The following is a 13707-nucleotide window of genomic DNA, read 5'->3' as shown; positions in this document are numbered from 1 at the left end:
TGACCGGGCTCTATCCTGCTTTATTGACCCGGTTTGGCCACAGCCACGCGCCATACCTTGTTGCCGACATCGTCCGCCACCAGCAGCGCTCCGCTCTGATCAAGCGCTACGCCCACCGGACGCCCTTGTGCTTCGCCTTCGGCATTGAGGAAGCCGGTGAGGAAATCCACCGGTAAACCTGAAGGCTTGCCGTCGCTGAACGGGATGAACACCACCTTGTAGCCGGCCTGCGGATTGCGGTTCCACGAGCCGTGTTCGCCGATGAACACGCCATTGGCGAAAGCGCTGGGCATGCCGCGCGAATCAGAGAACGCCAGGCCCAGCGGTGCGACGTGGGTGCCCAACGCGTAGTCCGGGGCGATGGCCTGGGCCACCTTGTCCGGGCGCGGCGGCTCAACCCGGGTGTCGACGTGGTTGCCGTAGTAACTCCATGGCCAGCCGTAGAACGCGCCGTCTTTTACCGACGTCAGGTAATCCGGCACCAGGTCACTGCCGATTTCATCGCGCTCATTGACCACGGTCCACAACTGGCTCGAACCGGGTTTCCAGGCCAGGCCGTTGGGGTTGCGCAGACCGCTGGCAAACAGACGCTTGTCGGCGCTTTTAACGTCAACTTCCCAGATGGCCGCGCGCCCTTCTTCGGCCTCCAGACCGTTTTCGCCAACGTTGCTGTTGGAGCCCACGGTGACGTACAGCTTGGTGCCCTCAGGGTTGGCGAGCACGTTCTTGGTCCAGTGGTGATTGATACCGGCAGGCAGATCGGTGACTTTCACCGGCGTCGCCGTGATCTCGGTTTGCCCCTCGCTGTAAGGCACCTTGACCAGGGCGTCGGCGTTGGCGATGAACAGCTCGTTGCCCACCAACGCCATGCCGAAAGGTGACGTCAGTCCGCTCATGAACACCGTGCGCAGTTCAGCGTGACCGTCACCGTCGGCATCGCGCAGCAAGGTGATTCGATTGGCGCTGGGCGCATCGGCGCCGACACGGCCCATCACAAAACCCATCGCGGTGCGCCGCGCCCAGGCCAGCGGACCGCTGCCACCGTCAGTGGCGCCTTCAGGCATCGGCGGGTGATTGCTTTCGGCGACCAACAGATCGCCATTGGGCAATCTGTAGATCCAGCGCGGGTGGTCGAGGTTTTCGGCCAGGGCCGTCACCGTGAAACCGGCGGGCGCTTTCGGCTTGTCGCTGCCGGCCCAGCCAATGGCCTTGGACACCTTCAACGTCGGGATCAGCGTGGTCGTGGGCTCAGGCAACTGCGGGCTCGGGCCGACACTGGCCTGCGGCGGCAGTTTGGAAGATTCACCACAAGCGGTGAGCAACGCGGCAGCGGTCATCAAGAGCGCCATTCGGCGGGAGACAGTCATGGTTCGAACCTCGCAATGGCCATCCGTGGGCCAATTTAGGAATAGGCAAAATCCCGTCGAGTATCGCGGCGCCGATTCGTTTCAAACACCGCGCCTGTCACAAATCAATTTTGCCTGAATCGCACGAATGCAAACGCGCAATGCCGGGCACTATCTCCCATAACAACACAACCCTCTGTAGGAGCCGGCTTGCTGGCGATGAGGCCCGTAGGATTTGCATCGATTTCAAGGCCGCCATCGCCGGCAAGCCGGCTCCTACAAGGGTTCAGAGGCGGGCACGAAAAAGGTGAACAACCGCGATCCACTGTAGGAGCCGGCTTGCCGGCGATGAGGCCCGTGGGTTTTGCATCGATTGCGAGGCCGCCATCACCGGCAAGCCGGCTCCTACAAGGGTTCGGTGGCGGGCACGGGAAAGGTGAGCAACGCGATCCACTGTAGGAGCCGGCTTGCTGGCGATGAGGCCCGCAAGGTTTGCATCGATTTCAAGGCCGCCATCGCCAGCAAGCCGGCTCCTACAAGGGTTTGGTGGCGGGCACGAAAAAGGTGAACGACACGATCCACTGTAGGAGCCGGCTTGCTGGCGATGAGGCCCGTGGGTTTTGTATCGATTTCTAAGCCGCCATCGCCGGCAAGCCGGCTCCTACAAGGGTTGGGTGGCGGGCACGAAAAAGGTGAACGACACGATCCACTGTAGGAGCCGGCTTGCTGGCGATGAGGCCCGTGGGTTTTGTATCGATTTCTAAGCCGCCATCGCCAGCAAGCCGGCTCCTACAAGGGTTTGGTGGCGGGCACGGGAAAGGTGAGCAACGCGATCCACTGTAGGAGCAGGCTTGCCGGCGATGAGGCCCGCAAGGTTTGCATCGATTTCGAGGCCGCCATCGCCAGCAGTCAGGCGGGATTCAGCAGTGCCTCACGCAGCAGCCTGGCCGCCGGCGAGTCCGGGACGCCTTTGCGCGACACCAGTTCATAGGGTTCGCTGCGTGAGGTGATCGGCAGCGGCAGCGTGGTGGTGAAGCCGTAGCCGGAGCAGAACTTCGCTACGTCGGTCGACACCAGTGCGACGAGGGTCGGGTTTTCCTGGAGCAGCGACAGCGTGGCGAAGGCCGAGGTGGTTTCCAGCAAATGCACCGGGAAACGCAGGTCGGCCTCATGAAACTCCCGCTCCAGCAACAGCCGCATCGGCATGTTGGCGCGATAGACGACCCAGCGGTAATCCACCAGGTCTTTCAACGACAACTGGCGGGCATAGGCGAACGGATGCTGGGTGCTGGCGATCACTGCCAGGGTTTCCTCGACGAAGGTCGAGCTCTCATACAAGTAGGGGGTGGTGCTGATGGTGGTACGGCAGATCGCCAGGTCCAGGCGCCCGGCATCGAGCTGGCTGAGCAGCGCAGCGCTGGTGTCCTCGACAATCTCGATGGACAGCTTCGGGTTGTCGGCAATCACCCGGCTGATCGCCGTGGTCAGCAGCGGCACGGCGCCCATGATGGTGCCGACCGACACGCGCCCGCCTTCGCCGCTCATGATGCCGATGATCTCTTCGCGCAGGTGCGCAAGGTCAGTCTGGATCAACCGCGCGTACCGGATGACCGAACGCCCGGCGTCGTTCGGCTCAAGCCCGCGGTTAGTGCGGGTGAACAGCGCGGTGCCGAAAGTGGTTTCAATTTCTTGCAGCGCCTTGCTCGCGCCGGGCTGCGTCAGCGCGACCTGTTTGGCCGCGCCCAGCAAGGAGCCGTGCTCATCCAGGGCGATCAGCAAACGAAGCTGCTTGACGTGCAGGCGGGACATGATCGAGTTCAGTGAGGGCGTCATCAGGATTAACTAAAAGTTATAGAGGTATCGAAAGTTGTCAGTATCGAGGCTGGCCAAGACGGCCCTATAGTCCACCCCACAGCCAGGCAATGCAATGGGTTTGACCAGAGCGCGAAAGCCCTCCTGCCCCAGACCGGTTGCAACAATAACAATCCTGTATAACTTGTGGTGAATCATGTCACTCATCAATTACGTCACCAAAATCCAGTTCGGCTACGACAGCCTGCAGCATCTGGCCGCCGAAGCCGAGCGCGCCGGCATCACCCGGCCGCTGATCGTCACCGATGTCGGCGTGCGCAATGCCGGCATCGTCGACAAAGTCATCGCTGCCCTCGGCGGTGACCGCGCACCGACAATCTTCGACGCCACCCCGCCCAATCCGAATGAGCACGCCGTGCGTGAAGCCGTGGCCCAATACCACCTCGGCGAGTGCAACGGCATCATCGCTGTCGGTGGCGGATCATCGATCGATCTGGCCAAGGGCGTCGCGGTCTGCGCCACCCACGACGGTCCTCTGCAAAGCTTCGCGGTGATTGAAGGCGGACTGGATCGCATCACCTCGGCCACCGCGCCGCTGATTGCGGTTCCGACTACGGCCGGCACCGGCAGCGAGGTGGGTCGCGGCGCCATCCTGATCCTCGACGATGGTCGCAAGGTCGGCGTTATCTCCCCCTATGTCGTGCCGCGCGTGGCCATCTGCGATCCGGAGTTGACCCTCGGTCTGCCGCCCATGCTCACCGCCGCCACCGGCATGGACGCTATCGCGCATTGCATCGAAACGTTCATGGCCCCGGCCTTCAACCCTGCCGCAGACGGCATCGCCCTCGACGGCCTGTGGCGCGCCTGGGAACACATCGAACGAGCGACCGCCGAACCCGGTGATCGCGAAGCGCGGATGAACATGATGAGCGCGTCCATGCAAGGCGCGCTGGCCTTCCAGAAAGGACTGGGCTGCGTGCACAGCCTTTCCCACGCCTTGGGCGGCATCAATCCGAAACTGCACCACGGCACTTTGAACGCGATTTTTCTACCGGCGGTCGTGCACTTCAACGCCAACGCCCCGACTGTCCGTGACGAGCGCAAACTGGAACGACTGCGCCATGCCATGGGCCTTGAGGCCGACGCGAACATCGGCGCAGCCATCGAAGACATGACCAAACGCCTGGGCCTGCCGACCCGCCTGAGCCAGATCGGCGTCGATGAAAGCCTGTTCGCCGGCATCGTCGAGGGCGCATTGCACGATCACAGCCACAAGACCAATCCGCGCGAAGCATCCTCGGCGGACTACCTGTCGATGCTCGAACAATCGCTGTAAGCAGCCGCTGCCCAACAACAATAAATCAGGAGGCAACCGCGTCGTCGGCAACGCCGACGGCAGCGGAACAATCATGAAGCCCACCGTCCTTATCGAACGGCAAGACGCCATTGCCATCGTCACCCTCAGTCATCCGGGAAAGATGAACGCCCTGACCCTGTCCATGTGGCAAGACCTGGGTGACGTCATGACCGAACTGTCCGCCGACCTCAGCGTGCGCTGCGTGGTGTTGCGCGGTGCGGGCGAACAGGCCTTTGCCGCCGGCGCCGATGTCGGCGAGTTTCCGAGCGTGCGCGCCAACCAGGCGCAGGCCCGACACTATGCCGAAATCACTTCAGCGGCGATGCGCGCGGTTGTCGACTGCCCGCACCCGGTGATCGCGATGATCCACGGCGTGTGCGTCGGCGGCGGTCTGGAAATTGCCGCGCTCTGCGACCTGCGCATCTGTGGCACGTCCAGCCGCTTCGGCGCGCCGGTCGGCAAGCTCGGGCTGGTCATGTCCTATGACGAAATGGCCGGGCTGGTGGCGCTGGCGGGACGCTCGACGACCCTGGAGATTCTCCTTGAAGGCCGCATTCTCGACGCCAACGACGCCTACGTGAAAAACCTCGTGACCCGCGTCGTACCGGATGCCGAAGTCGAATCCGAAACCCTCGCCACCGCCAAACGCATCACTAACGGCGCCCCGCTCGTCACCCGCTGGCATCGCCAGGCGGCACGACAACTGGAAGCGGGCATCACCCCCACCGTCGAGCAGATCGACAGCAGTTACGCCTGCTACGACACCGACGATTTTCAGATCGGCCTGAACGCGTTCATCGCCAAAGCCAAACCACAATTCGAGGGCAAATAACATGGGACCGCTGACAGGAATGCGCGTGGTAGAACTGGCTCACATCATGTCCGGCCCGGTGTGCGGCATGATGCTGGCCGACATGGGCGCCGACGTGGTGAAGGTCGAGAAAGTCCCGGACGGTGATGATTCGCGCCGCTTCTCGCCGATCATGGCCAGCGGTGAATCCGCTTCGTTCATGGTGGTCAACCGCAACAAGCGCGGGATCGGCCTGAACCTGAAAACCGAGGGCGGCCGCGACGTTCTGCGCCGCCTGCTGATGGACGCCGACGTGGTCACGGAAAACTACCGCGCCGGCACCATGGAAAAATTCGGCCTCGGTTACGAAACCCTGAAAACCCTCAACCCCGGGCTGATCTACTGCGCGATTTCCGGTTACGGCCGCAGCGGGCCGTTCGGTGAGAAAGGCGGTTTCGACCTGATCGCCCAAGGCATGAGCGGCATGATGAGCATGACCGGTGAAGCCGGGCGTGAGCCGGTCAAGGCCGGTTCGCCGGTGGCCGACATCAACTCCGGCATCCTTGCCGCTCTCGGCATCTGCGCCGCGTATGCCGCGAAACAGAAAACCGGCCTTGGGCAGATGGTCGACACCTCGCTGTTCGAAGCCGGCCTGCAACAAATGTACTGGCCAGCAGCGGCGTATTTCGCCGATGGCACCATCCTGCCAAAAATGGGTTCGGCCAACTCCACCAGCGCGCCGTACCAGGTGTTCCGCACGGCGGATGGCTGGATCAACATCGGCGCCGCCAACCAGGCCAACTACGAGCGACTGGTCGAGGCGCTGGCCGTTCCGCAATTGAAAGCCGACCCTCGTTTCGCCAGCAACGCCTTGCGCATGGAGCATCGCCTGGCGCTGGTGGAAATCCTCAACGAAGTGCTGGTCGCACGCACCACCGATGAATGGATGGTGTTGTTCGACAGCCTCGGCCTGCCTGCCGGGCCGGTCCTCGACATCGCCGCCGCGCTGGCCCACCCGCAAACCAAGGCACGCGGCATGGTCGTCGAGACCGAACATCCGACCGAAGGCCGAGTGCGCGGCATGGGCTTGCCGATTCACTTCTCCGACATGGACAACGCCGCGCCACCGACCAGCCGCCCTGCACCGCTGCTCGGCGAACACACCCGCGAAGTGCTGAAGGAAAGCGGGTATGCGGAAAACGAAATCGACGAGTTGATTCGCACCCAGGCGGTGGTCGCACTCGCCTCCTGAACGATGGGAAATCTGTAGGAGCCGGCTTGCTGGCGAAGGCGGCGTGTCAGCCAACATCAATGGTGATTGATACACCGCCTTCGCCAGCAAGCCGGCTCCTACAGAAAGCAGCTGTTTTTTTAGAACAACTACAACAAAAACAATAGGTGAACATCATGAGCCGTATCTTGACCGAGTCCGTCAGCCGCCGATCCTTTCTAGTGTCTGCCGGCGTCACCGTGGGTGGCGCATTTGCCGCCAACCTGCTGCCTTCCAGCGTCTTCGCCGCGACCAAACCCATCGTGCTGCGCTACACCAGCAGCCTGCCCGACACCCATCCGCTGAACCAACAGATGAAGGCCGCCTCGCTGGCGATCAAGACCGAAACCAACGGCGCGGTGGACTTGCAGGTGTACGCCAACGGCGCCATGGGCGGCGACACCGACATGCTGTCCCAGGTGCGCGCCGGGGCGATCGATTTCATTCCATTGCCGGGTGCGATTCTCTCGACGCTGGTGCCGGCCATGTCGATTGAAAGCATGCCGTTTGCGTTCAAGGACTACGACAGTGTCTGGGCCGCGCTGGACGGCAAGCTGGGCGAGTACGTGCGCGCCAAGACCGAGAAGGTCGGCCTGATCCCGATGGAAAAAGTCTGGAACAACGGCTTCCGCCAGATCACCAGTTCGACGCGGCCGATCAACACGCCGCAAGACCTCGCCGGCTTCAAACTGCGCGTCTTGGTCAGCCCGCTGTGGACGTCGATGTTCAGCGCCCTGGGCGCCTCGCCGACCGGCATCAGCATCAACGAAACCTACTCGGCCTTGCAGACCAAAGTGGTCGACGGCCAGGAAAACCCGCTGGTGGTGGTCGAGGCCGCACGCTTCTATGAAGTGCAGAAATACTGCTCGATGACCGACCACATCTGGGGCGGTTTCTGGATCGTCGCCTCGGGCAAGACTTTCCCGAAACTGCCGGCGGACGTGCAGGAAATCGTCTCCCGGCAGATCAACGCCGCCGCGCTGGTTCAGCGCCAACAGGTGATCGACTTCAACTCCAGCCTGGAGCCGTCGCTGACCGCCCACGGCATCACCTTCAACAAAGTCGACCGCACACTGTTCAGGACAGACCTGCAATCGAAAGGCTTCTACACCCAATGGAAGGATAAGTACGGCCCGGAAGCCTGGAGCTTGCTTGAGCAATACGCGGGTCAACTGTCCTAAGCCGGAGACAAAGTCATGAAAAATGAACTGCCAATGACGGATGTTGCTCCCGCTGAAGGACTCAGCCCACACCAAACCACGTTTCGTCTCGGCCGCGCGTTGGACACCGGTCTGCGCTGGCTGACCGAGGGCAGCGCGGCGTTGCTGGTGGTCATCGAAGTCACGCTGCTGTTCTGCAACGTGTTCTCGCGTTATGTGCTCAACCAGCCGATTGTCTGGGGCGACGAACTGGCTTCGCTGTTGTTCCTGTGGCTGGCGATGCTTGGCTCGGTGGTAGCGATGCGACGCGGCGAACACATGCGACTGACCTCGTTCATCTCGCGGCTGCCCGTGGAAAAACGGGCGTTCATCGACACCCTGGGCGCGGTGATCGTCATCACCTTCATCGGGCTGCTGTTCACCCCGGCCTGGGAGTACGTCAGCGACGAGTGGATCATCACCACCGCCGCCCTCGAAATCCCCAACGCCTTTCGTGTATCCGCCATCGCCGTCGGCCTGAGCCTGATGTTGATGACCTGCGTCGCCCGGCTGTTGACCAGCGCACGATTGATCGACTTCTCGGTCTCGGTGGCGATGCTCGCATCCCTCGGCGCGTTGTTGTGGGTGGCCGAAGGCTCGATGTTGCTGATGGGCAACTGGAACCTGGTGATCTTCTTCATGGTCGGCGTGATGGCGATGATCGTCATCGGCGTCCCCATCATGGTCGCGTTCGGCCTGGCCACGGTGGCGTACCTGTCGACCATGACCAGCACACCACTCACGCTGGTGGTCGGGCGGATGGACGAAGGCATGGCGAGCCTGATCCTGCTGGCCATCCCGCTGTTCGTGTTTTTGGGTGCACTGATCGAAGCCATGGGCATGGCGCGGGCGATGATCCGTTTCCTGTGCTCGCTGATCGGCCATGTGCGCGGCGGTTTGTCGTATGTGCTGATCGGCGCCATTTACCTGATCTCGGGTATTTCCGGCTCGAAAGCGGCCGACATGGCCGCCATCGCCCCGGCGCTGTTTCCGGAAATGAAGAAGCGCGGCGAGGACGAAAACGAACTGGTGGCGATGCTTAACGCTTCCGGGGCGATGTCGGAAACCATTCCGCCAAGCCTGGTGCTGATTACCATCGGCTCGGTGACCGGCGTGTCGATTTCCGCACTGTTCACCGGCGGTTTCATGCCGGCGGTGGTGGGCGCGATTGCGATGGCAGCCGTCATCTGGTGGAAGAACCGCAAAGGCGAGGCCTCTACCGGCAAACGCGCCTCGGGCAAGGAAATCGGCCACTCGCTGCTGCTCGCGATCCCTGCGCTGGCCCTGCCCTTCGTGATCCGCACTGCGGTGGTTGAAGGGGTCGCCACCGCCACCGAAGTCGCCGCCATCGGTGTGGCCTACACCTTCATCGTCGGTCTGCTGTGCTACCGCTGCTTCGACTGGCGCCGCTTGTATCCGATTCTGGTCAGCACCGCGTCGTTGTCCGGCGCGATCCTGATCATCATCGGCAGCGCCACCGCCATGGCCTGGGCGCTGACCCAGTCGGGCTTTTCGCACCAGCTGGCGCAAGTGATGGCGACCGTTCCGGGGGGCGCGATGGGCTTCCTGATCATCTCCGCCGTGGCGTTCATCCTACTCGGCAGCTTCCTGGAAGGCATCCCGGCCATCGTGCTGTTCGGCCCGCTGCTGTTCCCGATTGCCAAAGCCATGGGCATCAACGACGTGCATTACGCCATGGTCGCAATCTTCGCCATGGGCCTGGGCTTGTTCGCCCCGCCATTCGGCGTCGGTTTCTACGCCGCGTGCGCCATCGCCAAGGTTGACCCAAGTGGCGCCATGCGCCGGGTCTGGCCGTATCTCGGCGCCCTGGTCGTCGCGCTGGCGGTGCTGATCGCCGTGCCGTGGATTTCCATCGGTTTCCTGCCGTCTGCCTGAATCAACCTTTGACTGTCAGCACTCAAACACGAGGTTTTTTATGAATTTCTCCACTCTGCACCCAGGCTCCGCCACCGAGCGCCCACTGATCGTCGACAAACAACGCACCATTTCGTTTCTGGGCGAAGACTTGCGCATCTACGCCACGCCACGCCTGGTCGACGACATTGAGCAGACTTGCCTCGATTACCTGCTGACCTTCCTCGACGAGGGTGAAAACACCGTGGGGGCGGCGGTCGATATCCGTCACGTCGGCGCCACGCTGCTGGGCATGTCGGTGAACATTGTCGCCACGGTCACTCGCATCGAAGGTCGCAGCGTCACCTTCAATGTCGAAGTGCGCGATGACGTCGAGCTGGTGGCGACGGCGGCGCATACCCGTGTGGTGGTGAATGTCGCCAAACTGCGTAGCCGCGTCCAGGCCAAAGCCGAAGCGGCGGCCGCAGGCGACGTCGAAGACGGCGTGCTCAGCCCTTCGCAATTCTCCGCGTCGCGCTGAGTCAGGGTCGCCGTCATGATCACCCTTCACGAACGCAACGGCATGCCGAACCTGGCGGCCGGGGATGCGCTGCCGGTCGTCGATGCCCATCACCACTTGTGGGACCTGGGCAACGGGCGCTATCCGTGGTTGCAGGACGAGTATCACGAGGAATTCTTCCTCGGCGACTATCACAGCCTGTGCCGTGATTTCCTGCCGGAACAGTTCCTCGCCCTGACCGAAAATCAACGCTTGGTCGGCACGGTGCACGTCGAGGCCGAGCGTGCGCGCGACGAGCAAGTCGCCGAGACACGCTGGCTGGAACACGTGAACGCCCGTTACGGCTTCCCGAATGCCATCGTTGCCCATGCCTGGTTCGATCGCGAAGACAGTGCAGAGATTCTCGCCGCTCAAGCCGCCAGGCCGCTGGTGAAAGGCATCCGTTCGAAACCGGTGACCTCGGCATCGCCGGACGTGTCGGTGGCCGGGGCCAAGGGCACCATGCAGGACCCGAACTGGCTGGAAGGCTTTTCGCGGCTGGCCGAGCACGATCTGTCGTGGGACCTGCGGGTGCCGCCGTGGCACCTGGTCGAAGCGGCGGAAGTGGCGGCGATGTTTCCGCAGATCCGCATTGCGCTCAACCACACCGGTTTCGCCTGGGACCGCAGCCCACAAGGCATGGCGCGCTGGCGCAAGGGCCTGGAAGCGTTGGCCTTGCAGCCGAACGTGCACATCAAGCTGTCGGAGTTCGGGCTTAAAGATTCGCCCTGGAATTATGACGACAACCGGATTGTGGTCCTGACCGCGCTGGAAATCTTCGGCCCCGAGCGCTGCATGTTTGCCAGCAATTTTCCGGTGGCCGGGCTGCGCGCTTCCTACGACACGATTGCCGATGGCATGGCCGCGATGCTCGCCCCCATGGGCCGTGCGGTGCAGGAAGCGGTGTTCGCCGGCAACGCTCGACGCTTTTATCGATTGGAGGAGCAGCATGGATAACCTGTCGGCCATCGACTGGCGCGCACGTTTTCTGGCCAGCGGCGACGATGCGGATTTGCCCATCGTCGACGCGCATCAACACTATTTCGATATCGAAAACCATTACTACCCGTGGCTGAACGACCGGCCGTTGCGACCGTTTCGTTATGGCGATTACTCGTCGATCTGCCGCAATTTCCTGCCGGCCGACTATCACCGGCTGACCGGCCGTCATCACGTGGTGCAGACGGTCGTGATCGAGGGTGAGTGGGACCCGGCGACACCGGCCGATGAAGTGCGGTTTGTCGAATCGTTGGCGAAAACCGAGTCCACCCTGGGCGCCATGGTCGCGCAGGCCTGGCTGGATCGTGAAGACGCTTTTGATCTGCTGCGCCTGTACGGCGATCACCCATTGGTGCGCGGCATACGCCACAAACCGGCAGTGACAAGCCGTGAGGCCTGGCGCGAAGATTTTATCGCCCCCGGTTCGATGCGCGATCCGCGCTGGCGCGATGGCTATGCCCAACTGGCCGAAAACGGCCTGCACTTCGAATTGCAGGCGCCGTGGTGGCATCTGCCGGAAGCCGCCGAACTGGCCAGGGATTTTCCCGACGTGTCCATCGTGGTCAATCACACCGCACTGCCCGCCGACCGCTCCGAAGAAGGTCTGGCCGGCTGGCGTGAAAACCTCGCCCTGCTGGCAAAGGAACCGAACGTCGTGCTGAAGATTTCCGGCATCTGCATTCCCGGCAAGGCGTGGCCGATCGAGGCGAACCGCGTGCTGGTGAACGACGCGATATCGATTTTCGACGTCCGCCGCTGCGCGTTTGCCAGCAATTACCCGGTCGATGGCGTGGTGAACAGCCTCAGCGAAGTGTTCGACGGTTTCAAAACCATTGTCCGGGACCGCTCTCTCGAAGATCGGCTTGCGCTGTTTCATGACAACGCCCGACGCATCTACCGGCTCGCTTGACCCGATTTGAACAGCTCATCAGGAGTCCAACATGTTTGAAGTTTCAGGCCACAACTACATCGCCGGCACACGCTCGGCCAACGGCACGCACACCCTGCAAAGCCACGATGCCAACACTGGCGAAGCACTGCCCTATCGCTTCCATCAGGCGACAGCCGAGGAAGTGAATGCCGCTGCCGAAGCCGCGGCCACGGCGTACCCGACTTTCCGCAACCTGTCGGCCGCCCGCCGCGCAGGGTTCCTCGATGCCATCGCCGCAGAACTCGATGCGCTGGATGACACATTCATCGCCCTGGTGTGCCAGGAAACCGCCCTGCCCGCCGGGCGCATTCAAGGTGAACGGGCACGCACCAGCGGCCAGATGCGCCTGTTCGCCACGATGCTGCGTCGGGGTGACTTCTACGGTGCACGCATCGACCGTGCCCTGCCGGACCGTCAGCCACTGCCGCGTCCCGACCTGCGTCAGTACCGCACCGGGCTCGGTCCGGTCGCCGTGTTCGGCGCCAGCAACTTTCCGCTGGCCTTCTCCACTGCCGGCGGCGACACCGCTTCCGCCCTCGCCGCCGGTTGCCCGGTGGTGTTCAAGGCCCACAGCGGCCACATGGCAACCGCCGATTACGTCGCCGATGCGATCACCCGCGCAGCGCGCAAAACCGGGATGCCCGCAGGCGTGTTCAACCTGCTCTACGGCAGCGTCGGCGAAGCGCTGGTCAAGCATTCGGCCATTCAGGCGGTCGGCTTCACCGGTTCATTGCGTGGCGGCCGCGCCTTGTGTGACATGGCGGCGGCGCGCCCTCAGCCGATCCCGGTGTTCGCCGAGATGAGCAGCATCAACCCGGTGTTGCTGATGCCCGAAGCACTCAAGGCACGCGGTGAAAAAATCGCCGCCGAGCTGAGCGCTTCCGTGGTGTTGGGTGCGGGCCAGTTCTGCACCAATCCCGGTTTGGTGCTGGGCATTCGTTCGGCGGAATTCACGGCTTTCCTCGACCGGTTTACCGGATTGATGAGCGAACAACCGGCGCAAACGATGCTCAACGCCGGCGCCTTGAAAAGCTATTGCCATGGCCTCGACAACCTGCGCGCTCACCCCGGCATCACACACCTGGCCGGCAGCGAGCAACAGGGCAATCAGGCACGGCCACAAGTGTTCAAGGCCGATGCGAGCCTGCTGATCAATGGCGATGAGTTGCTTCAGGAAGAAGTGTTCGGCCCGACCACCCTCGTCGTTGAAGTCGCCGACCACACCGAGTTGATGCAGGCACTGCACGGTTTGCGCGGGCAGTTGACCGCCACGCTGATTACCGAGGATTCGGAGCTCGATTCCCTCGGCGATGTACTGGCCCTGCTGGAACAGAAAGTCGGGCGCGTGCTGTTCAACGGTTATCCCACTGGCGTGGAAGTCTGCGACGCCATGGTGCATGGCGGCCCCTACCCGGCGACGTCGGATGCACGCGGCACCTCGGTCGGAACCTTGGCGATCGATCGTTTCCTGCGGCCGGTGTGTTACCAGAATTGCCCCGACAGCCTGTTGCCGGAGGCCCTGAAAAACAGCAACCCGCTGAGCATCGCCCGACTGGTTGACGGCGTCAGCAGCCGCGATGCGCTGTAAGT

Annotated in this window: 11 protein-coding genes; 9 read left to right on the top strand and 2 right to left on the bottom strand. The window is 62.7% G+C overall.

The annotated features are described in order from the left end of the window. Positions 1-20 precede the first annotated feature (20 nt). Together IB254_RS00110 and IB254_RS00105 are read right to left on the bottom strand one after the other, a co-directional pair. Positions 21-1367 (bottom strand): PQQ-dependent sugar dehydrogenase, encoded by a 1347-nt coding sequence (locus IB254_RS00110; RefSeq protein WP_192415586.1) that lies wholly within the window; start codon positions 1365-1367, stop codon positions 21-23. Positions 1368-2255: 888 nt separating this feature from the next. Further along, complete coding sequence (locus IB254_RS00105) at positions 2256-3179, bottom strand: LysR family transcriptional regulator (RefSeq protein WP_008033815.1); 924 nt, start codon at positions 3177-3179, stop codon at positions 2256-2258. 175 nt (positions 3180-3354) lie between these two features. Between IB254_RS00105 and IB254_RS00100 the strand changes: the two genes are divergently transcribed. The 9 genes from IB254_RS00100 to IB254_RS00060 all read left to right on the top strand — a co-directional run bounded on the left by IB254_RS00100 (position 3355) and on the right by IB254_RS00060 (position 13705). Next, complete coding sequence (locus IB254_RS00100; RefSeq protein ID WP_008033814.1) at positions 3355-4494, top strand: iron-containing alcohol dehydrogenase; 1140 nt, start codon at positions 3355-3357, stop codon at positions 4492-4494. 73 nt (positions 4495-4567) lie between these two features. Next, a complete protein-coding gene (locus IB254_RS00095) occupies positions 4568-5347 on the top strand; it encodes an enoyl-CoA hydratase-related protein (protein ID WP_192415585.1) in 780 nt (259 codons plus the stop codon). 1 nt (position 5348) lies between these two features. Continuing rightward, positions 5349-6557, top strand: coding sequence for a CaiB/BaiF CoA transferase family protein (locus IB254_RS00090; protein WP_008033811.1), 1209 nt, complete (start codon positions 5349-5351; stop codon positions 6555-6557). Positions 6558-6712: 155 nt separating this feature from the next. Beyond that, positions 6713-7756: a TRAP transporter substrate-binding protein gene (locus IB254_RS00085; protein ID WP_192415583.1), complete on the top strand. Its 1044-nt coding sequence runs from the start codon at positions 6713-6715 to the stop codon at positions 7754-7756. A gap of 15 nt (positions 7757-7771) precedes the next feature. Beyond that, positions 7772-9670, top strand: a complete 1899-nt coding sequence (locus tag IB254_RS00080; RefSeq protein WP_008033807.1) for a TRAP transporter large permease subunit — start codon at positions 7772-7774, stop codon at positions 9668-9670. Between the two features lie 40 nt (positions 9671-9710). Continuing rightward, on the top strand, positions 9711-10169 hold the full coding sequence (locus IB254_RS00075; RefSeq protein WP_008033805.1) for a thioesterase family protein: 459 nt from the start codon (positions 9711-9713) through the stop codon (positions 10167-10169). 15 nt (positions 10170-10184) lie between these two features. Further along, on the top strand, positions 10185-11144 hold the full coding sequence (locus IB254_RS00070) for an amidohydrolase family protein (RefSeq protein WP_192415580.1): 960 nt from the start codon (positions 10185-10187) through the stop codon (positions 11142-11144). Next, a complete protein-coding gene (locus IB254_RS00065) occupies positions 11137-12096 on the top strand; it encodes an amidohydrolase family protein (protein WP_192415578.1) in 960 nt (319 codons plus the stop codon). The genes IB254_RS00070 and IB254_RS00065 overlap by 8 nt, the downstream gene beginning before the upstream one ends. Before the next feature lie 31 nt (positions 12097-12127). Next, on the top strand, positions 12128-13705 hold the full coding sequence (locus IB254_RS00060; RefSeq protein ID WP_192415576.1) for an aldehyde dehydrogenase (NADP(+)): 1578 nt from the start codon (positions 12128-12130) through the stop codon (positions 13703-13705). Positions 13706-13707 lie beyond the last annotated feature (2 nt).

This window comes from Pseudomonas sp. PDM03, assembly GCF_014852385.1.
Classification (GTDB): Bacteria; Pseudomonadota; Gammaproteobacteria; order Pseudomonadales; family Pseudomonadaceae; genus Aquipseudomonas; species Aquipseudomonas migulae.
This window is presented reverse-complemented; position numbering and strand designations above follow the sequence as displayed.

Coding starts and splice junctions, on each gene's coding strand:
- IB254_RS00110 (WP_192415586.1), bottom strand. CDS start 1,367: ATGACTGTCTCCCGCCGAATGGCGCTCTTGATGACCGCTGCCGCGTTG.
- IB254_RS00105 (WP_008033815.1), bottom strand. CDS start 3,179: ATGACGCCCTCACTGAACTCGATCATGTCCCGCCTGCACGTCAAGCAG.
- IB254_RS00100 (WP_008033814.1), top strand. CDS start 3,355: ATGTCACTCATCAATTACGTCACCAAAATCCAGTTCGGCTACGACAGC.
- IB254_RS00095 (WP_192415585.1), top strand. CDS start 4,568: ATGAAGCCCACCGTCCTTATCGAACGGCAAGACGCCATTGCCATCGTC.
- IB254_RS00090 (WP_008033811.1), top strand. CDS start 5,349: ATGGGACCGCTGACAGGAATGCGCGTGGTAGAACTGGCTCACATCATG.
- IB254_RS00085 (WP_192415583.1), top strand. CDS start 6,713: ATGAGCCGTATCTTGACCGAGTCCGTCAGCCGCCGATCCTTTCTAGTG.
- IB254_RS00080 (WP_008033807.1), top strand. CDS start 7,772: ATGAAAAATGAACTGCCAATGACGGATGTTGCTCCCGCTGAAGGACTC.
- IB254_RS00075 (WP_008033805.1), top strand. CDS start 9,711: ATGAATTTCTCCACTCTGCACCCAGGCTCCGCCACCGAGCGCCCACTG.
- IB254_RS00070 (WP_192415580.1), top strand. CDS start 10,185: ATGATCACCCTTCACGAACGCAACGGCATGCCGAACCTGGCGGCCGGG.
- IB254_RS00065 (WP_192415578.1), top strand. CDS start 11,137: ATGGATAACCTGTCGGCCATCGACTGGCGCGCACGTTTTCTGGCCAGC.
- IB254_RS00060 (WP_192415576.1), top strand. CDS start 12,128: ATGTTTGAAGTTTCAGGCCACAACTACATCGCCGGCACACGCTCGGCC.